Source organism: Nonomuraea sp. NPDC003709, from assembly GCF_040610775.1.
Taxonomy (GTDB): domain Bacteria; phylum Actinomycetota; class Actinomycetes; order Streptosporangiales; family Streptosporangiaceae; genus Nonomuraea; species Nonomuraea angiospora_A.
Genome location: NZ_JBEXMW010000015.1, coordinates 1 through 24,636, shown reverse-complemented (window position 1 = coordinate 24,636; position 24,636 = coordinate 1). Strand labels below are relative to the sequence as shown.

At 70.0% G+C, this 24,636-nt stretch carries 22 protein-coding genes; 12 read left to right on the top strand and 10 right to left on the bottom strand.

All coding sequences use genetic code 11. The features are described from left to right. Nucleotides 1–10: 10 nt before the first annotated feature. The 4 genes from ABZX61_RS37635 (at nucleotide 11) to ABZX61_RS37620 (ending at nucleotide 2,896) form a co-directional block, all read left to right on the top strand. Nucleotides 11–1,273 carry a four-carbon acid sugar kinase family protein gene (locus tag ABZX61_RS37635; RefSeq protein ID WP_355201031.1) on the top strand — a complete coding sequence of 421 codons (1,263 nt, stop codon included), beginning with the start codon at nucleotides 11–13 and terminating at the stop codon, nucleotides 1,271–1,273. A gap of 33 nt (nucleotides 1,274–1,306) precedes the next feature. Further along, nucleotides 1,307–1,567, top strand: a complete 261-nt coding sequence (locus ABZX61_RS37630) for a type II toxin-antitoxin system VapB family antitoxin (RefSeq protein ID WP_350733771.1) — start codon at nucleotides 1,307–1,309, stop codon at nucleotides 1,565–1,567. Then, nucleotides 1,564–1,956, top strand: coding sequence for a type II toxin-antitoxin system VapC family toxin (locus ABZX61_RS37625; RefSeq protein WP_355201028.1), 393 nt, complete (start codon nucleotides 1,564–1,566; stop codon nucleotides 1,954–1,956). The genes ABZX61_RS37630 and ABZX61_RS37625 overlap by 4 nt, the downstream gene beginning before the upstream one ends. A gap of 187 nt (nucleotides 1,957–2,143) precedes the next feature. Further along, complete coding sequence (locus tag ABZX61_RS37620) at nucleotides 2,144–2,896, top strand: SDR family NAD(P)-dependent oxidoreductase (RefSeq protein WP_355201026.1); 753 nt, start codon at nucleotides 2,144–2,146, stop codon at nucleotides 2,894–2,896. On the opposite strand, the gene ABZX61_RS37615 is transcribed toward ABZX61_RS37620, so the two are convergent. The 4 genes from ABZX61_RS37615 to ABZX61_RS37600 all read right to left on the bottom strand — a co-directional run bounded on the left by ABZX61_RS37615 (nucleotide 2,897) and on the right by ABZX61_RS37600 (nucleotide 7,122). Continuing rightward, nucleotides 2,897–4,492, bottom strand: a complete 1,596-nt coding sequence (locus tag ABZX61_RS37615; protein WP_355201024.1) for an FAD-dependent oxidoreductase — start codon at nucleotides 4,490–4,492, stop codon at nucleotides 2,897–2,899. It abuts the gene before it with no gap. Between the two features lie 214 nt (nucleotides 4,493–4,706). Further along, entirely contained in the window at nucleotides 4,707–5,462 is a 756-nt protein-coding gene (locus tag ABZX61_RS37610) for a methyltransferase domain-containing protein (RefSeq protein ID WP_355201022.1), read from the bottom strand. Between the two features lie 14 nt (nucleotides 5,463–5,476). After that, entirely contained in the window at nucleotides 5,477–6,103 is a 627-nt protein-coding gene (locus tag ABZX61_RS37605) for a sulfotransferase family protein (protein WP_355201020.1), read from the bottom strand. Between the two features lie 11 nt (nucleotides 6,104–6,114). After that, a complete protein-coding gene (locus ABZX61_RS37600; RefSeq protein ID WP_355201019.1) occupies nucleotides 6,115–7,122 on the bottom strand; it encodes a cytochrome P450 in 1,008 nt (335 codons plus the stop codon). 826 nt (nucleotides 7,123–7,948) lie between these two features. Here ABZX61_RS37600 and ABZX61_RS37595 point away from each other — a divergent pair. From ABZX61_RS37595 to ABZX61_RS37580, 4 genes are read left to right on the top strand one after another with little or no spacing between them, the layout of a single operon-like run. Beyond that, nucleotides 7,949–8,926 (top strand): ABC transporter permease, encoded by a 978-nt coding sequence (locus ABZX61_RS37595; RefSeq protein ID WP_350733761.1) that lies wholly within the window; start codon nucleotides 7,949–7,951, stop codon nucleotides 8,924–8,926. A 1-nt stretch (nucleotide 8,927) separates the two neighbouring features. Next, complete coding sequence (locus ABZX61_RS37590; protein WP_355201018.1) at nucleotides 8,928–9,767, top strand: ABC transporter permease; 840 nt, start codon at nucleotides 8,928–8,930, stop codon at nucleotides 9,765–9,767. Then, nucleotides 9,764–11,833 (top strand): ABC transporter ATP-binding protein, encoded by a 2,070-nt coding sequence (locus ABZX61_RS37585; RefSeq protein ID WP_355201016.1) that lies wholly within the window; start codon nucleotides 9,764–9,766, stop codon nucleotides 11,831–11,833. Before ABZX61_RS37590 ends, ABZX61_RS37585 begins: the two co-directional genes overlap by 4 nt. Next, the gene (locus ABZX61_RS37580; protein ID WP_355201014.1) at nucleotides 11,830–13,542 is read left to right on the top strand and encodes an ABC transporter family substrate-binding protein; all 1,713 of its coding nucleotides are present in this window, start codon (nucleotides 11,830–11,832) and stop codon (nucleotides 13,540–13,542) included. The genes ABZX61_RS37585 and ABZX61_RS37580 overlap by 4 nt, the downstream gene beginning before the upstream one ends. Here ABZX61_RS37580 and ABZX61_RS37575 read toward each other — a convergent pair. Both ABZX61_RS37575 and ABZX61_RS37570 read right to left on the bottom strand, forming a co-directional pair. Continuing rightward, nucleotides 13,530–14,417: an NAD(P)H-binding protein gene (locus ABZX61_RS37575; RefSeq protein WP_355201012.1), complete on the bottom strand. Its 888-nt coding sequence runs from the start codon at nucleotides 14,415–14,417 to the stop codon at nucleotides 13,530–13,532. The two genes, ABZX61_RS37580 and ABZX61_RS37575, sit on opposite strands and share 13 nt — an antisense overlap. Next, nucleotides 14,414–15,463 carry a saccharopine dehydrogenase NADP-binding domain-containing protein gene (locus tag ABZX61_RS37570; RefSeq protein ID WP_355201010.1) on the bottom strand — a complete coding sequence of 350 codons (1,050 nt, stop codon included), beginning with the start codon at nucleotides 15,461–15,463 and terminating at the stop codon, nucleotides 14,414–14,416. Before ABZX61_RS37570 ends, ABZX61_RS37575 begins: the two co-directional genes overlap by 4 nt. Nucleotides 15,464–15,547: 84 nt before the next feature. Here ABZX61_RS37570 and ABZX61_RS37565 point away from each other — a divergent pair, with 84 nt between their 5' ends. Continuing rightward, entirely contained in the window at nucleotides 15,548–16,198 is a 651-nt protein-coding gene (locus tag ABZX61_RS37565; RefSeq protein ID WP_355201008.1) for a TetR family transcriptional regulator, read from the top strand. On the opposite strand, the gene ABZX61_RS37560 is transcribed toward ABZX61_RS37565, so the two are convergent. The 3 genes from ABZX61_RS37560 to ABZX61_RS37550 all read right to left on the bottom strand — a co-directional run bounded on the left by ABZX61_RS37560 (nucleotide 16,199) and on the right by ABZX61_RS37550 (nucleotide 19,523). Beyond that, nucleotides 16,199–16,624, bottom strand: a complete 426-nt coding sequence (locus tag ABZX61_RS37560) for a peptidase inhibitor family I36 protein (protein ID WP_350733751.1) — start codon at nucleotides 16,622–16,624, stop codon at nucleotides 16,199–16,201. It lies immediately after the preceding gene. 106 nt (nucleotides 16,625–16,730) lie between these two features. Beyond that, nucleotides 16,731–18,842 carry a right-handed parallel beta-helix repeat-containing protein gene (locus ABZX61_RS37555; RefSeq protein WP_355201007.1) on the bottom strand — a complete coding sequence of 704 codons (2,112 nt, stop codon included), beginning with the start codon at nucleotides 18,840–18,842 and terminating at the stop codon, nucleotides 16,731–16,733. A 102-nt stretch (nucleotides 18,843–18,944) separates the two neighbouring features. Further along, nucleotides 18,945–19,523, bottom strand: coding sequence for a helix-turn-helix domain-containing protein (locus ABZX61_RS37550; protein WP_350734009.1), 579 nt, complete (start codon nucleotides 19,521–19,523; stop codon nucleotides 18,945–18,947). 109 nt (nucleotides 19,524–19,632) lie between these two features. On the opposite strand from ABZX61_RS37550, the gene ABZX61_RS37545 reads away from it, so the two are divergent. Both ABZX61_RS37545 and ABZX61_RS37540 read left to right on the top strand, forming a co-directional pair. Next, nucleotides 19,633–20,040 carry a nuclear transport factor 2 family protein gene (locus tag ABZX61_RS37545; RefSeq protein WP_355201006.1) on the top strand — a complete coding sequence of 136 codons (408 nt, stop codon included), beginning with the start codon at nucleotides 19,633–19,635 and terminating at the stop codon, nucleotides 20,038–20,040. A 124-nt stretch (nucleotides 20,041–20,164) separates the two neighbouring features. After that, nucleotides 20,165–22,591 carry a glycoside hydrolase family 3 N-terminal domain-containing protein gene (locus ABZX61_RS37540; protein ID WP_355201004.1) on the top strand — a complete coding sequence of 809 codons (2,427 nt, stop codon included), beginning with the start codon at nucleotides 20,165–20,167 and terminating at the stop codon, nucleotides 22,589–22,591. Between the two features lie 148 nt (nucleotides 22,592–22,739). On the opposite strand, the gene ABZX61_RS37535 is transcribed toward ABZX61_RS37540, so the two are convergent. Continuing rightward, on the bottom strand, nucleotides 22,740–23,261 hold the full coding sequence (locus tag ABZX61_RS37535) for a snapalysin family zinc-dependent metalloprotease (protein ID WP_350733745.1): 522 nt from the start codon (nucleotides 23,259–23,261) through the stop codon (nucleotides 22,740–22,742). Nucleotides 23,262–23,423: 162 nt separating this feature from the next. Here ABZX61_RS37535 and ABZX61_RS37530 point away from each other — a divergent pair. Further along, nucleotides 23,424–24,636: ABC transporter ATP-binding protein (locus tag ABZX61_RS37530; RefSeq protein WP_355201003.1), on the top strand; the 1,213-nt coding region annotated here is incomplete at its 3' end.

The window sequence follows — 24,636 nt, the reverse complement described above, 5'->3', positions numbered from 1 at the left end:
TGAGGTGGCCGTGACGTCGTTCGCCTTCGTCGCGGACGACTTCACGGGGGCGACCGACGCGTTGTGGCAGTTCAGGCGGTTGGGGTTGACCGGCTCCCTGGTCACCGACGCCGGCCGTCTGGACGACGCGTACGACGTCATCGGGATCGCCACCACCGCCCGGGCTTCCGCGGACCCGGTGCCGGTGGTGCTGCCCGTGCTCAAGGCCGTGGCGGCGCTGCGGCCGCTGGTGATCCAGTACAAGGTCTGCTCGACGTTCGACTCCTCGCCCGCGCACGGGAGCATCGGGGCGGTCATCGCGGCCCTCCACCGTGAAGGGCTGGCGCGGGGCCCGGTCCCGGTGCTCGCCGCCCAGCCGGAGCTGGGGCGTTACACGTGGTTCGCGAACCATTTCGTACGCTCGGGCGCCGAGGTCCACCGGCTCGACCGCTACCCGCCGACGCGCGACCACCCGGTCACCCCCGCCTCGGAGTCGGACCTCCGGATCCGCCTGGCGGAGCAGGGGGCGGGGCGGGTCGGCTGGCTGCCCGCGTCGCCCGCGCCGTCGGAGGAGGCCTATCGGGCGCTGGGGGAGGACGCGGCCTTCGTGGCGGACGCCCAGACCGAGGAGCACGTCCGCGCGCTCGGCCGCCTCCTGCTCGCCGACGCGGGAAGCCGGGACGGGCCGCTGTACTGCGTCGGCTCCGGCGGCCTGAGCCACGCCCTCGCCTCCGCCCGCGTGGCGGCGGCCGGTGCGGGGCGGCGGCGGGAGCCCGAGCCGCTCGGCCCCGCCGCCCCCGTGCTGGTCGTGTCGGGCAGCCGCTCTCCGATCACCGCCCGTCAGATCGACGCGGCCGAGCGGGCGGGGTGGCGCGTGCTGGACGCCTCCAGCGGGCTTCGAGGCGCGACAGGCTCCTTCGCGGGGCTCCTCGCCGAGGTGGCGGAGAGCCTGGGGGAGGGGCGCCACACGATCGTCCAGTCGACCCGCGGCCCGGCCCGGGATCCCGCGGCCATCGGGGACCTCCTGGGGCGGATCGCCTCGGTGGCCGTCCGCGCCGGGCTGGTCGGGCGGCTGGTGGTGGCGGGTGGCGACACCTCGGGCCAGGTCGTGGCCGCGCTCGGCGCCCGCTCCCTGGACGTGGTCGCCGCGCTGGCCCCTGGCGCGCCGGTATGCGTGCTGACCTCGGACGATCCTGCATACGACGGGCTCGAAGTGGCGCTGAAGGGTGGCCAGGTGGGCGGTGACGACTACTTCCTGGCCGTCGCAGCTGAAGGCCCAGGGGAGAAAGGGTAGAATCTGAGTAAGGACAGGGTAGAAGGAGGCGTCGTGAGCTTGAACATCAAAAATCCCGAGGCCGAACGGCTGGCAGCGGAGATCGGCGCGCTCACGGGAGAGAGCAAGACCGCCGCCGTCATCTCCGCCCTGCGCGAGCGGCGCGAGCGTCTGCTTGCCAAGCGTCTGGAGGAAGAAGACGCCACGATGGCGGAAGAACTGCTCGCGCTCGCCGCGAAGATCCGCTCGAGATTGGGTGATGCGGACCTGTCCACCGACTTCCTGTATGACTCCGAGACGGGGCTCCCCGCGTGATCATTGACACCAGCGCGATCGTCGCGATCCTCAAGGGAGAGCCGGATGCCGCCGCCTTTACTGAAGCAATCCGAGATGCCGTGTTGCGCCGCATGTCGGCCGCGACGTATCTGGAGGTAGCCGCCGTGGTCGAGCGTACGCGCGATCCGGCCGCTTCCCGACTCCTGGACGATTTCCTGAGCAGGATGAAGGTCGAAATCATGCCTGTCACAGTGCAGCAGGCACGCATCGCCCGCCGGGCTTACTGGGACTATGGCAGGGGGAGTGGGCACAAAGCTGGGCTGAATTACGGCGACTGCTTCTCCTACGCGCTGGCAAGAGATTGTCATGAGCCACTGCTCTTCAAGGGCGACGACTTCGTTCACACCGACGTCACACCGGTGCTGTGACGACTGCGTGCTCCACGCCGCCGCCCTGACATACCTCGCGTACGACCTACGGAGTACGGACCGCGCCCTGGCACACGCCCACGGGCGCAGCGGGAAACGCCCCTCGCGCCTGATGTACCGAGCCCTCCGCACAGGGCAACGTTGACTCGCAAGGGAACGGCCGCGAGTTGGCGAGGGAGTGGAAGTCATGATGTATCCGGATCTGCAGGGCAAGGTAGCGCTGGTCACCGGCGGCTCCGGGGGGATCGGGCGGGAGACCGCCCGGGTGCTGGCCGAGCAGGGCATGCGGGTCGTCGTGAACGGGCGCGACCCCGCCGCGATCGAGGCGGCCGTGAAGAGCATCGGCGGCGGGGCGCTCGGCGTCGCCGCCGACACCACCGACTTCGCCGCCGTCGAGGAGATGCGGGTGGAGGTCGAGCGCAGGATCGGACCCGTGGACGTGCTGGCGATCTTCGCGGGTGGCGGGACCGGGATCCCGCGGCCGATCGACCAGACGAGCGAGGAGGACTGGCACGCCACCATGCACGCCAACCTCACCTCGACGTTCCTGGTGATCAAGGGCTTCCTGCCGCGCATGAGAGAGCGGCGCAGCGGGTCCATCATCACGATGTCGTCGCTGGCGGCCCGTACCGCGACCTCCGCCTCCGTGGCCTACACGGTGGCCAAGGCCGGGATCATCGCGCTGACCAGGCAACTGGCGCACGAGCTCGGCCCCACCGGCATCCGGGTCAACTCGATCGCGCCTTCGACGATCATGACGGACCGGCTGGCGGAGCGCATGCCGCAGGAGTATCAGGAGCGCATGCTGGCCGAGCACCCGCTCGGACGGCTCGGCACCCCGCTCGACGTCGCGAACGTGACGGCCTTCCTCGCCTCCGACGCCTCGTCCTGGCTCACCGGGCTCACGATCGACGTCGCGGGCGGCAAGTGGATGCCGTGACTATGCGTGTCTATGCCGGGGCGGCGCGGACAGGATGGCGGTGAGCGCAGCGAGCAGTTCCGCCGTGGGGTCCGCGGCCGGTCCCGGGCTGCGCCAGGCCACGAACCCGTCCGGCCGCACCAGTACCGCCCCTCTCGGCCCGAGGCCGTGCCGCGCCGCCGCGCCGTCGGTCTCCAGCCGCCGGGCGGTCACCGGCATGGGCAGCTTGCCCGCCGCCGTCACCCAGTCCTGGCCGTCGTGGCCGGTCAGCAGGACGAAGCGGTCACCGTACAGGTCGATGGTGGATCCCTCGCCGGAGCCGGCGAGCGGGAGGTGCGGAGCCCTGGTGCCGGGCTCTCCGCATAGGCCGGAGACCTCCACCGGCGCGGTCACCCCGCTCGCGCCGCCGATCACCGCCGTCGACCGGTAGCGATGCCCCATCATCACGGTCGAGCGGTCCACCGGCACCTCATCGGTCGCGGGTAGCCGTTCCAGGCGGGACCGGTAGCGCGCGAGCGCCTGCCGCAGGGCGAACTCCGCGACCGGGCGGCGCTCGTCCGCGTACGTGTCGAGCAGCCGCTCCCCGGCGTGACCATGGACGACGGCGGCCAGCTTCCAGGCCAGGTTGTGCGCGTCCTCCACGCCCACGACACCGCCGAATCCCCCGGTCGGCGGCATCAGGTGCGCCGCGTCGCCGATCAGGAACACCCGCCCCTTCCGATAGGCGGCCGCCACGGCCGCGCCGACCTCGAAGCGCAGGACGGTCCTGGCGGTGCCGGGTATCTGCGGCCGGAGCGTCACCCGCGCCTCCGGCAGGCCGGCGGCGGCGCGTACCAGCTCTACGCATTCGTCCTCGTCCGGCTCGGCGCCGTCCGGATCGTCCGTGGTGCCGAAGACCCACCGCTGACCGGTCCGGTCCAGCGCCATCAGGTACGTCCTCGGCCGGGGCCGTTCGAGGAAGGCCATGTGCACGGTACGCCCGGCCAGCGCGGGACGGAGGTCGGCCTCGACCATGAGCGTCAGCAGGCGGAAGAAGTCGACCGGCCCTTCCATCGGGATGCCGAGCCCGTCCCGGATCGAGCTGCGCCCGCCGTCGGCCGCGACGACATATCGGGTCAGGAGCCGATGCCCGGTGCCGTCAAGATCGCGCAGGTGCGCCTCCACCCCGTCCTCGTGCTGGGTGAGGCCGCGTACCTCGGTGCCGAACCTGATCCGCGCGCCGAGCTCACGCGCCCGGGTCCGCAGCAGATCCTCCACCCGGTTCTGATCGATGGGGGTGCCCGAGCAGGGGCTGAAGGCGGTGGTTCGCGCGGCGTCGTCCTGCTGGTCCACGGGGAGGTGCCGGGCGCCGGCCAGCGTCTCCGCGCGGATGGCCACGTATTCCGCGGAGCTCGCGAAATCCACCCGGTTCTCCCGGATCCGGGACTCCAGACCGACCTGCCGGTAGATCTCCATGAGGCGGGGGACCAGGCTGCGCTGCCTGGGGTGGCTCAGCAGGTCGGGGTGGCGCTCGACGAGCGTGCACCGTACGCCGTGCCGGGCCAGGAACAGCGCGCAGGACAGCCCGGTCAGGCCGCCCCCAACGACCAGCACCTCGGTGTCGTGGGACTGGAGCATCGGATGACCCCTCGTTCGTGTTGTTGCCCGGGCCAGGCCGTGGCCTGATCGCGCAGGATCAGGCCACGGTGTGAGTGATCAGTACCAGTACCGCATGGCGCACCTCCTTGACTCGCCGCTGCCGTCCGCCGAGGTCTGGCGGACGGTTCCGAGGCCCGAACGGCGCCCGGCAACCTGGCAGGTGGCCGCGGGACGTCCACGGGGGGCCTCGAGCTCAGAGCCGGGCGATCAGCGTGCCCTTGTCATCGAGCGGGGTCACCTCGTCGGCGACGGCCGAGCCGCCCACGGCGGTCAGGCCGGCCGCGCGCAGGTCGGCGAGCACGTCGGCGGGCCGATGGAGGTGGTAGTCGCATTCCACGGTCTCGGTGGCCACCAGGGTGTCGCGGTGGTAGGTGCGGTAGACGCGCCGCACTCCGGCCAGGTCGGGGCCGAGCGGCCGGACGGCCGACGACAGGGTGTAGCGGCACTCTCCCTGGTGCGCGCCACGCGTCTCACGCTCGGGATGGTCGGGTACGGCCTCGTCCGTCAGCATGTCCATGGCCAGCACGCCACCCGGCGCGAGGTGCTCGGCCAGGCCGGCGAAGAGCGGCCGGCGCGCCTGCGGCGGCACGTCCTGCAGCACGGCGGCCAGGTAGACGTAGTCGAAGCGCCGGTCGAGAGGGAAGTCCGGCGCGGCGCCGGCCAGCACGGTCACCCGGTCCCGCAGGTCCGGCCGCGCGGCCAGCTTGGTCATGAGCACCGCCCGCATCCCGGGGGAGGGCTCCAGGCAGTGCACGCTCGCCGCGCGCCCGGCCACCGCCAGGGTCATCCGGCCGGTACCAGGGCCGATCTCCAGCGCGTGCCCGCCGGGCGGGGCCAGGTCGGCGAAGAAGGAGACCAGCGCGGCCGATCGCGGGCCCACGTGCAGGTGGTCCCAATGCGCTGCCACCACTCCGTACGGGTCGGCGGTGGATGAAACGGTGAGCGCCACTTACCTGTCCTTTTTCATCGTGGCGGGAGCACCCCGGCCTGCTCGGCGCGGCGCAGATAGTCGCCAGTGGTGTTCGCCACGGGGAAGGGCTGGTCCGGCACGTCGACTCCCAGGGCCGCGCAGAGCGGCTCCCAGCCATGCGACGGCTCGACCTCGACGAGCCGTCCGGGCGGCACGGCCGCGCGAACCTCGTCCAGATGGGCCCGGTAGACGCCCATGGCGTGCTCGCGGTCCTCGAACCGCCCGGAGAACGTCCCCTGCCAGACGATCTTCTCGATGACCTGGTCCCGGACGGCCGTCTCCTGGCCGGCGGGCCTGGTGCGGTACAGGGTGCGGCTCATGCTGGCGTACCACGAGGCGGGATCCCGCACGATCAGCAGGACCTTCGCCTCGGGAAAGGCGGCGGCCAGCTCCCGCCAGTAGAATGCCGCCGGCCAGGCGATCGTCGAGGTGAAACCATTGAGCAGCCGTTTCCAGTCGGGTTTTCCGCCGTCGGCGACGCGGAGCCATTCCCGGGCATGCGCGGGGGCGGCGAAAAGCTCTTTCATGTAATGGCAGGGGCCGAATCCGAGGGTCTCCAGCGCTAATCGGACCGAAGAGGTCCCGGTCCGCCCGAACGATGCTCCGACGACCTTCAGCACATAAACCTCCTTCACCGAAGGGCAACGTCGAAACGCTCAATGCTGCGGGCGGTCAGGTTCGGGAAATACGTCGGCGCGCCGAGCGCCCTGATGGTTGGATAACGTTTGGCGAGGACGCGGAGCACCACCCGGGTGAAGATGGCTGTAAAGGGGGAGCCGAGGCAGGACTTCGGGCCCCGGCCGAAGCCGAGATGCGGATTGGGATGCCGGTCCAGCCGCACCGTGTCCGGGTCGGGGAACCGCGCGGGATCCCGGTTCGCCGCGCCGAGGAACAGCGTGACGGCCTGTCCCGCGCGCACCGTGGTCCCGCCCACCTCGGTGTCGCGCACGCACGCGCGGGCGACCGCCTGGATCGGGGAGGCGTAGCGGACCAGCTCGTCCACCGCGCGTGCGGTGTCGGCCTCGCCGAACCGCTCCAGCTCGGTGGCCCGCCGGTGCAGCAGGGCGATCGCCACCAGCCCGAGCAGCTTGCTGCCGGAGCTGTAGCCGCTGAACAGCAGCCCCCGCACGGTGTTGGCGACGATGTCCGGGGCCACGCCGCTGCCGGCCGCCCGCCGCGCGATGGCGCCGACGACCCCGGAGGGCGGCGGATCGGCGAGCCAGCCCTCGACCAGCACGGCCAGCTCTTCCTGCGCGGCCACTACGGGCCGCGCCCGCTCGGGCCACAGCCCGGCGTCCATCCCCGCGACGATGTCCCGGGCAGCCCGGCCGGCCCAGGCCGGATCCGGCATCGGCACGCCCAGGTACGCGGAGGTCGTCGACAGCGCCAGCGGTTCGGCGAATTCCGTGAGGAACTCGAACGACGGGCGGCGCGCGAGACCGGCCAGCAGCTCGGTCGTGTGCTGCGCGATCATCTGCTCCAGGGCCGGGTGGTCCTGCTCGCGCAGCGCCTCCATGAAGAACCGGCGGACCACGGTGTGCTCCGGCGGGTCCAGGGTCAGCATGTTGATCGCCCGCGGCGGCATCGTCTCACCGACGCGGCGCCAGTCGGCGGCGAAGTTCGCACTGTCCTTCAGCACGGAGACGCAATCGTCGTACCGGCTGAAAATCCATGAGTTAAGTCGGTCGTAGAAAAAAGTGGGTCGTTCCCGGCGGAGGATTTCGTACCAGGGATAGGGGTCGGCAAGGAGTTCGGGAGAGGCGAGGGAGATAACGGGGTCGTGGTCAACAATTTCCGACAAGAGGCCCCTCTAACCGGCTGTCCAGCCTAATCAGACTCAAGCTCTCTAGAGAGATGATCCCTCGCGACCGGGGTGCTGTAAAGGGCGTCAACTCGACACAGCACTGCGAATTCTCTCGGTGAGTAAACCGGTGCTCACGGTGACCTTTTCCGGTGCCCCGGGCCGGTTTTTCGCGGGCCGTGGGACGGTGGTGCCCCCTCGCTGACCGGGTGCGACATGCCTTGTACGGGCCTTCGTCGGTGGGGTGCCGGCGGCGGAGGGCCGGGGGAGCACCCGAGTGGGGGTGCGGGGGTGTCGTCAAGGTGGTGTCCGAACTCACTTGACGATGAGATCAACGTGAAGTGGATCACTTTGCGTAGTCGCCAATTTATGTCCGGGTTTCGTGACACAACCCCCCGGATGGAACCCGAAAAATCCGCCTAAATTGGGACGTTTCCGCAGGTCAGATGGGGTGTGGTAAGCGATCGTTCCGGTCATGTCGATCTATTGCGAGTGACCTTACCGTTATGTCGGACGGTTTCTGACTGTTACATCTTTGCTTATATTCTGCGCGTTGATCGCCATCTCGCGGCAAGTGGTTTTTGCACCGCGAGACGGGTTTTCGTTGCGGGGACGCCACTCCGGCCCGGAGGTGCGCGCCCCCCGTCAGCGCGAACGGAGAGTAATGGGCAAGTACCTGCTCCGCAGGTTGGCAATAAATGTGGTCTTGGTCGCCATCGCGGCGAGTCTCGCGTACATGCTCGCGGCCACCACCATGAACCCGCGAGCCGCGTATCAGGCCCGCCAACCTCCCATCGCCGAGTCGGTGATCGACTCCACGCTGGACGCCTACAACATGAACGACAAGGTCCCGGTGCTCGTGCGGTACGGGACCTGGGCGAAGGGCGTCATCACGGGCGACTTCGGCAAGACCTGGAACGGCGGCTCGGTCAATGACGAGATGGGCCGCCGGATCTTCGTCAGCCTCCGGCTGCTGCTCATCGGCACGCTGGTGGGCTTCGCCGTGGGGGTGGCGTTGGGTGCGATCTCGGCGGTGAAGCAGTACAAGTTCAGCGACCGGTTAATAGGCGTCAGCTCTTTCGTGATCATGGCGATTCCGGTGTTCGTGCTGGCCACGGTGCTGGCCATCGCGACGTACAGCCTCAACGACGGGCTCGGGTTCACGCTGATCGAGTACACCGGCGAGTACAACCCGAAGCTGGCGGGCTGGGACCTGTTCCTCAACCGGCTGAACCACCTGATCCTCCCCACGATCTCGCTCAGCCTCGGTTCGATCGCGTTCTACAGCCGCATCCAGCGCAACATGATGCTCGACGTGCTGGGTCAGGACTTCGTCCGCACGGCGATGGCCAAGGGCCTGCGGCGCAGGACCGCGCTCACCAAGCACGCGCTGCGCACCGCGCTGATCCCCTCCGCCACGTACTTCGCCTTCGCGTTCGGCACGATGTTCACCGGTGCCACGTTCACCGAGAAGATCTTCGCCTGGCACGGCATGGGCGCCTGGCTGGTCGAGGCGGTCAACTCGAACGACGTCAACGCCGTCGCCGCGGTGACCTTCTTCACCGCCGTGTGCGTCCTGTTCGCCGCGTTCCTGTCCGACGTGCTGGTCGCGGCCCTCGATCCTCGGGTGCGGGTGAGCTGAGATGCGTTCGAAAGTCGTCCTGCGGCGCCTGTTCCGCAACAAGCAGGCGCGTTACGGCATCGTCGCCCTGTTGCTGCTGGTCGTGCTGGCGTACGTCGGCCCCTACTTCGGCTCGTACGACTGGACGGACAAGGACTTCATGGCCTTCCTGTCGGCTCCCGATGCCGACCACTGGTGGGGCACCACCTCGATCGGCCAGGACATGTACGCGGTCACGCTGCGCGGCATGCAGAAGTCGATCATCATCGGCCTGCTGGTCGCCCTGATCGCCACCGGACTCGCCGCGGTCGTGGGCGCGTTCGCCGGATATTTCGGCGGGTGGATCGACCGGCTGCTCATGTGGTGGGTCGACCTGCTGCTGGTTCTCCCGAGCTTCCTGGTCATCGCGATCGTCTCGCCGAGGCTGAAGGACGCCACCTGGCTGTGGTTCGTGGTGCTGCTCGCCGCGTTCTCCTGGATGATCACCTCCCGGGTGGTGCGGAGCATGACGCTCGCGCTCCGCGAGCGGGAGTACGTCCTGGCCGCCGTCTACATGGGCATCCCGCGCTGGAAGATCATCTTCCGGCACATCGTCCCCAACCTGTCCTCCTTGCTGATCATCGACGCGACGCTCAACGTCAGTGGCGCGATCATCGGCGAGGCGGCGTTGTCCTTCTTCGGCTTCGGCATTCAGCCGCCGGACGTCTCGCTCGGCACCCTGATCGCGGAGGGCTCGCGCAACGCCACCGGTTATCCATGGCTGTTCGTCTTCCCGGCCGGCCTGCTGGTGGCCATGGTGCTCGCCGTGAACCTGATCGGCGACGGCCTGCGTGACGCACTCGACCCGGGGAGCAATTCGTGAGCATCTTGGAGGTCAGGGACCTCACCGTCACCTTCCCCGGCGGCATCGAGGCCGTGCGCGGCGTCAGCTACGAGGTCGAGCGCGGGGAGGTCCTCGGCATCGTCGGCGAGTCCGGCTCCGGCAAGTCCGTGACCTCGCTCGCGGTCATGGGCCTGCTGCCGCGCAACGCCACGGTCAGCGGCTCGGTCAAACTGCACGACCGCGAGCTGCTCGGCATGGGCGAGGACGAGCTGATCAAGGTGCGCGGCAAGGCGATCAGCATGATCTTCCAGGATCCGCTGTCGGCGTTCACGCCCGTCTACACGATCGGCGACCAGATCGCCGAGGCCGTGCGCGTCCACCAGAAGATGGGCAAGGACAAGGCCGCCAAGCGGGCCGTCGAGTTGCTCGACCTGGTCGGCATCCCGAACCCGAACCTGCGGGCCAAGGCGTTCCCGCACGAGTTCTCGGGCGGCATGCGGCAGCGCGCGATGATCGCCATGGCCATCGCCAACGACCCCGACCTGCTGATCTGCGACGAGCCGACGACCGCGCTCGACGTGACCATCCAGGCGCAGGTGCTGGAGGTGCTCAAGACCGCGCAGCGGGAGACGGGCGCCGGCATCGTGATGATCACCCATGACCTGGGCGTCATCGCGGGCATGGCCGACCGGGTGCTGGTCATGTACGCGGGCAAGCCGGTCGAGCAGGGGCCGGTGGACGACATCTACTACCGGCCGCGGATGCCGTACACGATGGGTCTGCTCGCCTCGATCCCCAGGGTCGACGGCGAGGAGGGGCCGCTCGTGCCCATCGAGGGCAACCCGCCCTCGCCGTCGGCGCTGCCGCCCGGCTGCCCCTTCGCGCCGCGCTGCCCGATGAAGGTGGACATGTGCGACGACGAGGAGCCGCCGCTGACCCCCTTCGGCGGCGGTCGCCACGTGGCGTGCATCCGCTCGCACGAGATCGAGCACAAGGGCCTGACCGGGGCCGACGTGTTCCCCGTGCCGGTCATCCCGCCGAGCGACGTGGTACGCGTGCCGCGTGCCGAGCGCGCCACGGTGCTCGAACTCGACGACATGATCAAGCACTATCCGCTGATGAAGGGCGCGGTCTTCAAGCGCCGCGTCGGCACCGTGTTCGCGGTGGACGGCATCAGCTTCGACATCGCCGAGGGTGAGACGCTGGCGCTGGTCGGCGAGTCCGGCTGCGGCAAGACCACCACGCTCCAGCAGATCATGCAGCTCCAGCCGCCGCAGGGCGGGCGGGTCGTGGTGCTCGGCAAGGACAGCGCCAAGATCGACTCTGGGGGGCGCAAGGCGCTCAGGCGCGACCTGCAGATCGTCTTCCAGGACCCGATGGCCGCCCTGGACCCGCGCATGCCGGTCAGCGCCATCATCGCCGAGCCGCTGCGCGCGCACGGCCGGAAGAACGTGGACGCCCGGGTCGCCGAGCTGCTCCAACTGGTCGGGCTGTCGCCGGAGCACGCCGACCGCTATCCCCAGCAGTTCTCCGGCGGCCAGCGCCAGCGCATCGGCATCGCCCGCGCGCTCGCGCTGGAGCCGAAGCTGTTGGTGCTGGACGAGCCGGTGTCGGCGCTCGACGTCTCCATCCAGGCCGGTGTGATCAACCTGCTGGAGGAGCTGAAGAACCGGCTGGGGCTGTCGTACCTGTTCGTGGCCCACGACCTGGCGGTGGTCAGGCACCTGGCCGACCGGGTCGCCGTCATGTACCTCGGCAGGATCGCCGAGATCGGCACGGTCGAGGACGTCTACGACCATCCAGCCCACCCCTACACGCAGGCATTGCTGTCGGCGATCCCGCTGCCGGACCCCGAAATGGAGCGAACCCGGAAGCGGATCCTGCTCGAAGGCGACCTGCCCAGCCCGGCCGACCCGCCATCGGGATGCCGGTTCCGTACTCGCTGCCCCAAGTTCGCCCTGCTCAGCGAGGCGGAGCGACGGCGGTGTGTGGACGAAGAGCCCTCGGTTGCTCGGCTCGCGAACGCTGTGGATCACGGCGCCGCCTGCCACTACGCGGAGGAGATCGAGGTCATCACGGCCTCGGACGATCAGGAGGAAAAGTGAAGGTTCGTTACCGTGCGGCTGCGGGCATCGCGGTCCTGGCCATGGCCGTCGCGGCCTGTGGCGGAGGTGGCGGTGCAGCCAAGAAGCCGAGTGCCGAGCAGTCGCAGCAGGCTCAGCAGCAGATGGCGGAGACCCCGTCGATCACCATCAACCCGGTCGCCTACGACCAGGTCAAGGACGGCGGCACGCTGACCCTCCCCATCGGGCAGTGGCCTACCCAGTGGAACATCAACCACGTCGACGGCAACCAGGCCGACACCGCGGACATGCTCGACCCGCTCATGCCGCAGCTGATGGTGTCCGACGACAAGGCCAACTTCACGCCGAACCCGGACTACGTGACCGACGTGAAGAACGACATGTCGTCGGGCAAGCAGGTCGTGACCTACACGCTCAACGACAAGGCCAACTGGTCGGACGGCACGCCGATCACGTGGAAGGACCTCGAGGCCGCGTGGAAGATCAACAACGGTAAGGACAAGAAGTACAAGCCGGCTTCCACGGACGGCTGGGACAAGATCGAGTCGGTCACCAAGGGTGACTCCGACAAGGTCGCCGTCGTCACCTTCGCCAAGCCGTACCTGGAATGGCAGGGCCTGTTCAACCGGACCACGAACCACCTTCTGCCCGCCTCGCACATGCTCGACGCGGACAAGTACGATAACGACTACAAGCAGAAGATCCCGGTCACCGCGGGTCCGTTCAAGGTCGAGAAGATCGACGAGGGCACCAAGACGCTCACCCTCGTGCGTGACGACAAGTGGTGGGGCAAGAAGACCAAGCTCGACAAGCTCATCTTCCGGACGATCAGCGATCCCTCCGCCGCGGTGAACGCTTTCGCCAACGGCGAGCTCGACGCCACGGACATCGCGGCCGGCGCTCCCGCCGACCTGAAGCGCGCCAAGGAAGTCCCCAACGCGGACATCCGCAAGGCGCTCAGCCCCAACTGGCGGCACATCACGGTCAACAACCAGAGCGCCAACCTGAAGGACAAGTCCGTCCGCCAGGCCGTCGCGTACGCGATCAACCGTGACGTGATCACGCAGTCGGACCTGAAGGACATGGACTGGCCGCTGCAGACGCTCGGCAACCACGTCTTCATGAACAACCACAAGGCCTACGTCGACAACTCCGGCGACATCGGCAAGTACAACCTGGACAAGGCCAAGCAAATGCTGGACGCGGCCGGTTGGAAGCAGGAGGGCGAGTACCGCAAGAAGGACGGCAAGGAGCTGGACCTGACCTTCGTCATCCCGACGGACACTCCCGTCGCGAAGACTGAGGGCGAGCTCACGCAGGCCATGCTCAAGGAGGCCGGGGTCAAGCTCACGGTCCGACCGGTCCCCGTCGACAAGTTCTTCACCGACTACATCATCAAGGGCGACTTCGACCTGGTGCCGTTCACGTGGATCGGCACGCCGCTGCCGCTCGGTGGCCTGCCGCAGATCTACAAGACCGGCTCCGAGAGCAACTTCCCCAAGAGCAACGACCCTGAGCTCGACAAGGCCATCGAGGCCGTGGGGAACGAGACGGACCAGACCAAGGCCTACGAGCTGGCGAACGCCGCCGACAAGATGATCTGGGACCTGGTGCACACCATCCCGCTGTACCAGCGTCCGGAGATCTGGGCCACGAAGAAGACGCTCGCCAACTTCGGCGCTCGCGGCTACAAGTTCTACGACTGGTCGGCGGTCGGCTACACCGGCTGATCCCCGCCCGCACGGAACCCCCGGCCGCTCCTCGGCCGGGGGTTTCCCCATTCGTCCAGAGTCATGGGCGGCCGGCCGCCGTAGCGCTCGATGCTCTCGGTGACCCGGTACAGCGGGTGGTCGCCGGAGCCGATGAGGCGGAAGATCGCCCACAGGTGCGTCAGATGCTCGACCGTGTACGGGTCGCCGTAGACGCCCAGCGCCCGCGCCTCCCACTCCTCGGGCGGCAGATCGGCGTACGAGAGCCCGAGCGCGTCCGCCGCCTCGCCGATCGTCGCCAGCTGCCCCGTCACCAGGCACACCGGGTCGGCGGGTCCGGGGTCGAGCAGCAGCCCGGCGGCGACCCTGGCCACGTCCTCGCCCGCGACCAGCGGGATCCGCGTGTCGCGCGGCCCCAGCGGGAGCGCCAGCGTGCCGCCCGAGGCGGCGACGGACAGGTTCTCGAAGAAGACCGCGGCCCGCAGGTGCACCGCTCCCACCCCGGCCCAGTCGAACACCTGCTCCGCCACCCAGTGCCGGCGCATCCGCGGCGTCAGAGCCCCGGGGGACGCGTCGAGCTGCGACACCTCGACGACACGCGCCACCCCCTCCTCCCTGGCCGCGGCGGCGAACACGCCGGTCGCGTCCAGCAGCCCCGCCGTCACCGGATAGGTGAAGAACGCCCTGCTGATCCCGCGCATGGCGGGCCGCACCGACGTGATCTCCCTGAGGTCGCCGACCACCACCTCGGCCCCGAGCTTGCGCAGCTCCTCGGCCCGGTGGTCGTCGGAGTGCACGAAGGCGCGCACCGCCTCGCCGCGCTCCAGCAGCAGGTTCGTGACGTGCCGGCCGGTCGAGCCCTGCGGGCCGCCGGCCGCGCCCGTGACCAGGATCATCGCTCCTCCTCCTTGTCCGGCTTCTTCGGCAGGGTGAGGGTGAACAGGCCGAGCCGCTCCAGGTCGCGCAGGAACGGCTCCGCCGGGAACGCCTCGGCCGGGCCGTACACGCCGGGACTCCCCGGGTCCGCGGCCAGGCGGACGGCGGCCTCCACCGAGGCCAGCGCGCTCATGCGCCACAGGTCGCGCCCGCTGACCTGCCCGGCCCTGCCGCCGTCCGCGGTGATCACCTGCGCGGCGACCGTGAACGCGGAGCCCGCCCGCGTCTCGGCGTCCGCGTCCTCGCTGCTGAACACCTGCTCCTCCTGGAACGTGTCCGCCGTGAGCTGCGCCTCGACCATTCGCGCGCGTACGTGTCTGGGGACCGTGACGACCTCGGAGAATGGGACGGGGGCGATCATCGTGCGCGGGCCGAGCGGCGGCGGGAACGGGAAGACGGCGTTGCGCGGCTCGACATAGCCGACGTGCTGCTCGCCGTCGGTGTAGGTGATGCGCCGCGTGTCGGCGAACAGCAGCTCGGCGGTCTGCTTCGCCCCCGTGGTCAGCCGCCAGCCGGACACCGCGTAGGCGGCGATCACCCGTTCGACGTCCGTCAGGCCGTCGGCCACGGCGGCGGCGAGCAGATCGCCTGTCCCGCCGTAGAAGCTCATCGCCGTGACCATGGTGATGCCCGCTCTCCTCGCGGGCTCCTGCATCGTGTCGAACATCCACTTCGTGTGGTGCTGCTCCAGGGCGTGGTCCACATAGTGGCAGCCGCCCTCGGCCGCCGCCGTGGCGACGGGCCTGCCGGTGTGCGTGAACGGGCCCGCGCAGTGGATCAGCACGGTCGCCTGCTCCGCGAGCGCGCGTAACGCGGCGGGGTCGTCCAGCGGGGCCTGGTGCACGGGCGCCCCGCCGAGCTCGTCGGACAGGGCCTTGAGTGCTCCGTCGTCGCGACCGGCCAGGATGACCTCCTTGCCGCGGGCGCCGAGCTCCGCCGCGACCAGCCGCCCGGTGTGGCCGGTGGCGCCGTAGACGGCGATGCGCGGTGGGGACGAGGGGGACACGACTCACCTCCATGTTTCATACTGGCGGTACGTAACTGTTCTTCGAAGTTACGTACCGCGAGTATGTAAGTCAATGGGAGCACGATGATCCGCCGTACCCAGGCTGAGCGATCGGACGAGACGACGGGGCGGCTGGTGCGGGCCGCGCGGGAGCTGTTCGGGGCCCATGGTTACGCACTCACGTCGATCGATGCGGTGGCCGCCGAGGCCGGGGTGACCAAGGGGGCGGCCTACCACCACTTCAACGGAAAAGTCGCGCTATTTCGGGCGGCGTTCGTGGGGGAGCAGGAGGAGGTCGCCGCCGCGCTGGAGCGGGCGGCCCTGTCGGAGTCCGACCCGTGGGCGGCGCTGCGGCGCGGCTGCCGCACCTTCCTCGAGCGCTGCCTCGACCCGGGATTCCGGCAGATCGTCCTTCTTGACGCGCCGTCGGTGCTGGGGTGGGAGACGGTCCGCGAGATCGAGTACGCCCACACGCTACGGGTCCTGCTCGCCGGCCTCCACCTGGCCACGGCAGCCGAACAGCCCCCCAACGGCGACGCGGCGAACGGGCGTGCGGCCGACGGCGACACGGCGGTTGGGGGTGCGGCCGACGGCGGCCTCTCCATGCGTGCGCAGCTCGTCTTCGGCGCGTTGTGCGAAGGCGGCATGCTGCTGGCCCGCTCCGCCGACCCGGCGGCCGACCTGCCGCGGCTCGCCGCGGAGGCCGACCGCTTCCTGGCGGCGCTCAGGCCGTGATCAGCCGTGCGAGTCGGTCTGTGCCGCCTTGACGGTCGCCCCCTCAGGGGGGAAGCACGACGGGCCGTTCGGGCCGTCGAAACGGACGGAGTTGAAGAAGTCGCGGAACGGGGTGTAGAAGTTGCCCTTCCCGCCGGCACTGGTCACGGCCGAGCAACCGCCGTAGTTCGCCTCCGAGTAGAGGTGGATGGTCGATCCCGTGCGGTTCCAGTCGGACTTGGCACGGTCGGCCATGTTGAGGGCGGCCAGGTCGGGGGTGTTGCTCTGGATCTGGACGATGTCGCCGGTGCCGTCCAGGCCGGAGAACAGGCAGTAGTAGTTGGTGGGGCAACGGTCATAGCCGTCGGCCGCCTGCGCGGGAACGGCCGTCAGCGCCAGGGCCGCGGCGGCGATCGGTAATGCCAGAATGTGAAGCTTCTTGCCCAACGTTCCTCCATGGGTGAAACTTTCTTTCGGATCGAACATACAGGGCGGGATCTTGTCAGGAAAGAGGTCGAACAACGCCACTGCCCCGCATCGGAGGGAACGGTAGTCAGAGGCGGGCGCCTACGTCGGTGCCGTTCTTGGGGCGGAGGAAGGTGGAGGAGGGGATGGAGCCGTCGGGGCGGCGGGGGCCGGTCAGGGTGGCGGGGTCGGTGCCGGCCAGGGAGCTGTCGTCCCAGGTGCCACCGAGGTCCCAGGAGTTGCCGCTGCCCGACGACGACGAGCCCAGGTCGGCTGCCTTGGCATTGGTGGCGGCCAGGTTGCGGGTGAGGGTGCCGTCGGCGTCGGCGAGGTCGAAGCCGGTCCCGCCGTTGCGCCAGGCCGTGTTGCGGGTCAGCGACAGCGCCCCGGGGTTGGCGTTGTCGATGAACCCGCCCACCGCGTTCCGGAAGGCCATGCTGTTGCTGACGACGTGCGCGGCCGGCAGGTCCTCGTCACCGCCGCCCAGCTTGAAGCCGTTGCCGTCGCCGGTGTAGTCGGGCAGGTTCCAGCGGTTGAAGCCATTGCCGTACGCGACGCTGTTCTCGATGCGGATCGGCGACAGGAACTCCCACGCGTCGAACCCGTCGTCGGAGTTGTTCCACAGCCGGGCCCCGCGCACCACGTTCCCAGAGCCGCTGCCTTCCTTGATGGCCAGGCCGTCGGCGCTCTCGCCGTTCTTGCGCGGGTCGCGGTTGCCGTAGCTGTCGAGGTTCTGGATGAGGTTGTTGCCGGAGGCGGCCTGGATGTGCAGTCCGGACTCGTAGTTGTCGCGGGTGACGAGCCGGTCGAAGACGTTGTTGTTGCAGCCCCGGCAGAAGATCCCGTACGGACCGTTGGCGATCTCCAGCCCGGTGATGCGCCAGTAGGAGGCCTCCATGTGGATGGCTCCGCGCTGCGCGTTGGGGATGCTGCCGCCGACCGGGGCCGGTGTGTTGGGCAGGGCCTCGCCGTCGATCAGGACCCGTTCCGTGCCGTACGCGGCCAGCGTGATGGGGCTGGACGAGGTGCCGCTCTTCATGATCTGGATGTTGGACGTGAGCGCGTACGTGCCGCCGCGTACTGAGATGACCGTGCCGGGCTGGGCGAGGTCGACGGCCCGCTGGATGGTGGCGAGCGGACGGTCGAGGGTGCCCGGGTTGGCGTCGTTCCCGTTGGTGGCGACGTAGAGCGGGGTCGCGGCGGCGGTCGCCGCCAGAGGGGTGATCTTGCCGTAGCCCGCCCCGGCCCGGACCGCCGCCGGGACGTTCTGCGGCGGGTCGACCGTGTAGCCGTAGTACGTGCCTGGCTCGACGACGGCTCCGGCGGTCTCGGGCGTGCCGGAGTTGACGAAGACGTTGTTGCGCTGGACGGCCCGGCCGGGGCCGCTGTCGCCGTATCCGCTCGCCGAGTAGAGCGGGTGCGCCACGTTCTCGAAGTAGTTGCCCTCGACGACGGCTCCGGCGTTCTCGGTGGAGGCCACCCCGTACAGCTCGTTGCCCAGGAAGTAGTTGTTGTAGACGTGCACCGGCTCCCCGAACCTGATGCGCGGATGCCGCTGGCGGCTGTGGTCGAAGAAGTTGTGGTGGATGGTCACCTTGAGGTGGCCGACGTCCGTGCCGGCGGCGCCGTCGGAGTGGCTGATCAGCATGGACTTGTCGGAATGGTCGAAGTGGTTCCAGGAGACGGTGACGTAGTCGGCGCCCCTGACGATGTCCACGGACCCGTCCACCGCGCCGGAGAACGTGTTGTGGTCGATCCAGATGTGGTGGGACTGCTGGCCGATGTTGACCGCGTCGTCCTCGGCGTTCGTGAAGCGGAGGTTGCGCACTATCACGTTGTACGAGCGGTAGAAGTCCAGCCCGCCGCCGGTGATGTGGCCGGTGGTGCCGACGCCGACGATGGTCTTGTTGGGCCGCACCCCCTGCTTGCTGGTGATCGAGATCGTGCCCGACACCTGGATGACCAGGGGTTCGAGGCTGTCGATGTACTCGAGGAACTGCGTGGCGTTCGTGGCGGTGACGGTCCTGCCGCCGGCGCCGCCGGTGGTGCCGTTCTGGCCGAGGGCGTTGACGGCCGCGAAACCGGTCGGTCCGTCGGCGGCGACCGCCTGCGCGGGAACGGCCCGCATCGACGGTACGGCGATCGCGGCCGCCACGAGGACGGCCGTCCAGCGTGGGGCGCGTAACGAGGTGAAGGGCATAGTGCTCTCCGTCTGCCGGGTGCCTCCAAGGGTCGTCGGAAAGCGCTTTCCTTCGGGTATTATCTGCACAACCTCACGGGCGGTAAAGCCGCGATGAAAGTTTCACGCCGCCCCCATCGCCCGGAGGCCGTGGATGAACAGCTCCAGGTGGCGCCGGGCGAGCGCGTGCTTGGCCTCGTCCGGGATCGGCCCGGGGAGGGGGCGGGAGATCCGTACGAGCATGGTCGTGATGTCCATGAACGTGACACCCTCCGGCAGCGTGCCCGCCGCGTGGGCGTCGGAGATCATCCGGCGTATGGTGCGGGCGGACTCCTCGCGCACGGGTGCCAGCAGCGGGTCGTTCGCCGGGTCCACCGCGTCGAGCAGGGCCGGGAGCACGGCTGAGACGCGCAGTTCGAGCGCCGCGCGCAGGTAGCGCGCCAGCGCCTCGAACGGGTCGCGCTCCTCCTCGGCCGCCGCCCTGGCAGCGGCGGCCGTCCTGGTCAGGGCGTCGAGCGCGACCGCGCGGAGCAGGGCGTCGCGGTCGGGGAAGCGGCGGTAGAGCGTGGCGCTGCCGACCCCGGCGCGCCGGGCGATGTCGTCGAGCGGGACGTCGGGGCCGCGTTCGGCGACCATGTCGCGGGCGGCGAGCAGGATCTGCTCCAGGTTGCGCCGCGCGTCGGCCCGCATGGGCTTGGTCATCACACTCACCAGCATATGGGGGAAAACTCCCCGGTTGGGGTTGTGTCGGTCGCCGGTATCTGCCAGATTTAAGTGGGGATATTTTCCCCGGTTAAGAGAGGGGCAGATCATGAGCAGTCAGGAGCAGGTGCTCGACCTCGTTCGCCGCTGGGCGCGGGCCGAGTTCGACGGTGACGCGGACGCCTTCGACGACCTCCTCGGCGACGACTTCGCCGGAATCGGTCCTGTGGGGTTCAAGCTGGACAAACGGCAGTGGGCGGGCCGGCACCGGGGCGACCTGAAGAACCACCACTTCGAGATCCTCGACCCGCAGGTGCGCCTCCATGGCGACACCGCGATCGTGGGCGGCGTGCAGGAGCAGCGGACTTCGGTCAGAGGGCACGAGGTCAACGACTCGTTCCGGCTGACCCTGGTCGCCGTCAAGCAGGGCGAGCGCTGGGTGATCGCCAACATCCAGCTCAGCGGCCCGCTCCAGGACCCGTCCGCGCCGCCGCCGTTCGCCCGTAAGCAGGGGTGAAACTTTCACCTCGTTTGCGCTGCTGGGGGTTGTGGGTGCGGGCTGGGCCCTGGGCGGCGGCACCGGCGTGTTCTAAAGTCATGGGAGCGCTCCCATTATGCGGCCCACAACCTCTGGACGTGCCATGATCAGCAGACAGTGGGCGATCAGGGCGGCCGTGCAGCTGCTCGTCGCCGCCGGACTGGTCGTTCCCCGGGCGTCCGCCGCGGCCGCCCCCTACCAGGACCCCAGCCTCCCCGTGCCCACGCGGGTGGCCGACCTCATGTCCAGGATGACGCTGGACGAGAAGCTCGGCCAGATGACCCAGGCCGAACGCGGCTCGGTCGGCAACTCCGACGTCACCACGTACCGGCTCGGCTCGGTACTGTCGGGCGGCGGCTCCGCGCCGTCGCCCAACACGGCCGCGTCCTGGGCGGACATGTACGACGGATACCAGAACGCGGCCCTGGCCACGCCGCTCCGCATCCCCATCCTCTACGGGGCGGACGCCGTGCACGGCCACAACAACGTCGTCGGCGCCACGATCTTCCCGCACAACATCGGCCTCGGCGCCACCCGGGACCCCGCCCTCGTCGAGCGCATCGGCCGGGCGGTGGCCGAGGAGGTGTCGGGCACCGGCGTCGACTGGGACTTCGCCCCCTGTCTGTGCGTGGCCCGCAACGACCGGTGGGGCCGCACGTACGAGTCGTTCGGCGAGACGCCGGAGCTGCCCTCGTCCATGGCCACGATCGTGACGGGCCTGCAGGGCACCGCGTTGAACGGCCCCGCGTCCGTGCTCGCCACCGCCAAGCACTACGTCGGCGACGGCGGCACCACGGGCGGCGTGGACCAGGGCGACACCCAGCTGTCCGAGGCCGACCTGCGGGCGATCCACCTGCCGCCGTTCAGGGCCGCGGTGGAGCGCGGGGTCGGCTCGGTGATGATCTCGTTCAGCAGCTGGAACGGCTCCAGGCTGCACGGACAGCAGTACCTGATCACCACGGTGCTCAAGGGCGAGCTGGGCTTCTCCGGGTTCGTGGTCTCCGACTGGAACGGCATCGACCAGATCGACGGCGCCCCCGGCACGTCCGCGCTCGACGTGCGCACCGCCGTGAACGCGGGCATCGACATGGTGATGGTCCCCACGGCCTGGCGCCAGTTCATCGACCTGCTGCGGGCCGAGGTCCAGGCCGGCCGGGTGACCACGGCCAGGGTCGACGACGCGGTACGGCGCATCCTCACCAAGAAGTTCGAGCTCGGGCTGTTCGAGAAGCCGCTGACGGACCGCTCGTACACCTCGACCGTGGGCAGCGCCGCGCACCGCGCGCTGGCCCGCGAGGCGGTCGCCAAGTCGCAGGTCGTGCTGAAGAACGCGGGCAACGTGCTGCCGCTCGCCCGCAGCGGCAAGATCTTCGTGGCGGGCCGGAGCGCGGACAACATCGGCTACCAGAGCGGCGGCTGGACGATCTCCTGGCAGGGCTCGTCCGGCAACATCACCCCCGGCACCACCATCCTGCAGGGCATCAGGAACAGCGCGGGCTCCGGCACGACCGTCACCTACAGCCAGGACGGCACCGGCATCGACTCCTCCTACCGCGTCGCCGTCGCGGTGGTCGGCGAGCCGCCGTACGCCGAGGGCCAGGGCGACCGGACCGGCAGCCTGGGCCTGGACGCCGTGGACCTCAACACCATCGCGAACCTGCGCGCGTCCGGCGTCCCGGTCGTCGTGGTGCTGGTCTCGGGCCGCCCCCTCGACGTCGCCTCCCAGCTGTCCGGCTGGAACGCGCTGGTCGCCGCCTGGTTGCCGGGCACCGAGGGGCAGGGCGTGGCGGACGTGCTGTTCGGGACCGTCCAGCCGACCGGCAAGCTGCCGGTGACCTGGATGAGCAGCGCGTCCCAGCAGCCGATCAACTCCGGGGACGGGAAGACGCCGCTGTTCCCGTACGGGTTCGGTCTGACGTACGGGCAGGGGGACTCCACCCCGCCCACCGCGCCAGGCACGCCAGCGGCCTCCGCGGTCACCTCCTCGTCCGCGACCCTGGCCTGGGCCGCCTCCAGTGACGACGTGGGGGTGACCGGGTACGACGTGGTCCGCGTACAGGGCTCGACGGAGACGGCCGTGGCCACGAGCGCGACCGCCTCGGTCACCGTCACGGGGCTGGCGGCGGGCACGTCGTACTCCTTCGCCGTGTACGCCAGGGACGCGGCGGGCAACCGCTCGCCGCGCTCGGGAACGGTGAGCGTGACGACGTCCGGCGGCGGCCAGACGGGCGGCTGCACGGCCGCCGCGACCGTGCAGAGCCAGTGGAGCACCGGGTACGTCATCCAGGTCGCGGTGACCAACACCGGCACCACGTCCCTGACCGGGTGGGGCGTCACGTTCACGCTGCCGCCCGGGCACGCGGTCACCGGGTCGTGGAACGTCACGATGACCACGTCCGGCCAGGCCGTCACCGCCCGCAACGCCGCGCACAACGGCTCGCTCGCGCCGGGGGCGAGCACGTCGTTCGGCTTCCAGGCCAGTCGCCCGAACGGCGACACCCGCCTGCCGTCCGGCTACGCCTGCGGGTGACGGCGGACGCGGTATGTCCGGTTACGCCTGCGGGTGACGGCGGACGCGGTATGTCCGGTTACGCCTGCGGGTGACGGCGGATCGGTAGGTACGGCTACGTCCGGCGGGTGACGGCGGACCCGGTGCGTCCGCCGTCACCCGGGAGAGGTCAGCGGTCGACGTGCAGTTGACCGAACTCGACCTGCGGCGCGCTTCCGGCGAAGTTGCGGTCGACCTCGGCCCGCTCGGCGGCGCTAGGGTTCGCGTTGGTGCAGCTCACGGGCGCGCTCGACCCCGACATCAGGTCGGAGCACAGCCCGGTGCGCCGGTCGGGCAGGCCCAGGATGTGGCCGATCTCGTGGGTGGAGATGCGCAGCGGGTTGTATCCCTGCGTGGTGGCCTGCCGGCCGATCCAGACCGTGCCGCGGCCCAGGCTGGTGGGCAGCGCGCGCGGCCAGCCGTTGTCGGCGTACACGACGAAGTCGGCGGGCGTTCCCTGGACGAGCCGGACGTTGACGACGCTGGAGTTCCAGAGCTGGGCCGCCTGGTTCACCACGGACACGAACTCGGCCGCCCTGCTCGCGTCGTACCTGACGACCCTGACCAGGGCCGCGGCCTGCGCGGGCGCGGTGACGAGCAGGAACGTGAGGCCGAGTAAGAGGGAGAGCGCGAGACGAAGGGGTCTGGGCACGGAGCCTCCTCCGGGAGTTGGGGGTGCCGCCACGGTATGCGCGCCCTCCGCCCCGGGAGAGGTACCAGATTGCCCCTATCGCGGTGATATGGCGGGCGCGCCCTGTCCATCGCGACGCGCAGCCGAATGAAAACTGTCAGTGGTCGAACGCATACTCAGAGCATGCAGGATGAGCCTCTCGAACTCGGCGAGATCGCCACCCCCACCTGGAATGTTCACAACGACAAGATGGCGGAGGTCGGTTTCCTGACCATCGCCAGGCGGCTGCCGTCGCTCGTGGCACAGGCGATGCGCATGGCCTGGGGCGCGAGCCCGCGCGACACCCTGGCCACGATCACGCTCAACCTCCTCGGCGGCGTCTTCACGGCCTTCGGCCTGCTGGCGACCACCGGCGTCCTCAGCGCCCTCTTCAGCGAGGGCCCGACCCCCGACCGCGTGCTGGCCGCGCTGCCCAGCCTCGCCCTGGTCGGCGGCGCGGCCGTGCTGCGCACGACCGTTCAGGCGGGCGCGGGCTGGGCGGAGTCGCGCCTCACCCCCCAGATCACCCGGCTGACGGAGGAGCGCCTGTTCGGGCTGACCAGCCGGGTGGAGCTCGTGGCCTACGACGACCCGGAGTTCCACGACGCCCTCGAACGCGCCAGGGCGCGCGGCGCGGGCGTGGCCGACTGGGTGGTGTCGTCGGCCATCGACGTGGTCACGGCCGCGGTCGGCATCGCGGCCGCGGCCGGGGTGCTCGGCCTGCTCCACCCGGTGCTCCTGCCGCTGCTGCTGCTCGCCGTCCTGCCCGACGCCTGGGCGGCGGTCCGCAGCGCGCGCATGCGCTACGCGACCATGTACGGCCTGATCCCGGCCCGCCGCCGCAAGTGGATCATCGCGGAGCTGCTGGCCGAGCGCGAGGCCGCGGCCGAGGTGCGCTCGTTCACCATGCGCGGCTTCCTGCTGCGCATGTACGACGCGGTGGCCAGGGCCGAGCAGGACGTCCTGCTCCAACTGGCCAGACGCCAGACCTTCGCCCGGCTCGTCGGCGAGGCCCTCGGCGGCCTCGGCACCGCTCTGGTCTACGTCGCCCTCGGCGTGCTCCTGGCGGTGGCCGCGATCCCGCTGGCGGTGGCGGGCACCGCGGTCCTGGCGATCAGATCGGGCCAGAGCTCGCTGAGCAGTTTCCTGTACGCCACCAACAGCCTCTACGAGCAGGGCCTCTACTTCACCGACTTCCTGGAGTTCTGCGAGGACGCCGAGCGCCGCCTGACCGGCCGCCGCCCGGCCGCGGCTCCGATCGGCTTCGACCGCATCACGGCCACGGACATCACCTTCACCTACCCCGGCGCCGAGGCGCCCGCCCTGCGCGAGGTCTCGATCGAGATCAAACGCGGCG

Bases quoted from the DNA above. Each gene is read 5' to 3' on its own strand.
- ABZX61_RS37620 (WP_355201026.1), top strand. From the start codon at position 2,144: ATGATGTATCCGGATCTGCAGGGCAAGGTAGCGCTGGTCACCGGCGGC.
- ABZX61_RS37615 (WP_355201024.1), bottom strand. From the start codon at position 4,492: ATGCTCCAGTCCCACGACACCGAGGTGCTGGTCGTTGGGGGCGGCCTG.
- ABZX61_RS37595 (WP_350733761.1), top strand. From the start codon at position 7,949: ATGGGCAAGTACCTGCTCCGCAGGTTGGCAATAAATGTGGTCTTGGTC.
- ABZX61_RS37590 (WP_355201018.1), top strand. From the start codon at position 8,928: ATGCGTTCGAAAGTCGTCCTGCGGCGCCTGTTCCGCAACAAGCAGGCG.
- ABZX61_RS37575 (WP_355201012.1), bottom strand. From the start codon at position 14,417: ATGATCCTGGTCACGGGCGCGGCCGGCGGCCCGCAGGGCTCGACCGGC.
- ABZX61_RS37565 (WP_355201008.1), top strand. From the start codon at position 15,548: ATGATCCGCCGTACCCAGGCTGAGCGATCGGACGAGACGACGGGGCGG.
- ABZX61_RS37555 (WP_355201007.1), bottom strand. From the start codon at position 18,842: ATGCCCTTCACCTCGTTACGCGCCCCACGCTGGACGGCCGTCCTCGTG.
- ABZX61_RS37550 (WP_350734009.1), bottom strand. From the start codon at position 19,523: ATGACCAAGCCCATGCGGGCCGACGCGCGGCGCAACCTGGAGCAGATC.
- ABZX61_RS37545 (WP_355201006.1), top strand. From the start codon at position 19,633: ATGAGCAGTCAGGAGCAGGTGCTCGACCTCGTTCGCCGCTGGGCGCGG.
- ABZX61_RS37540 (WP_355201004.1), top strand. From the start codon at position 20,165: ATGATCAGCAGACAGTGGGCGATCAGGGCGGCCGTGCAGCTGCTCGTC.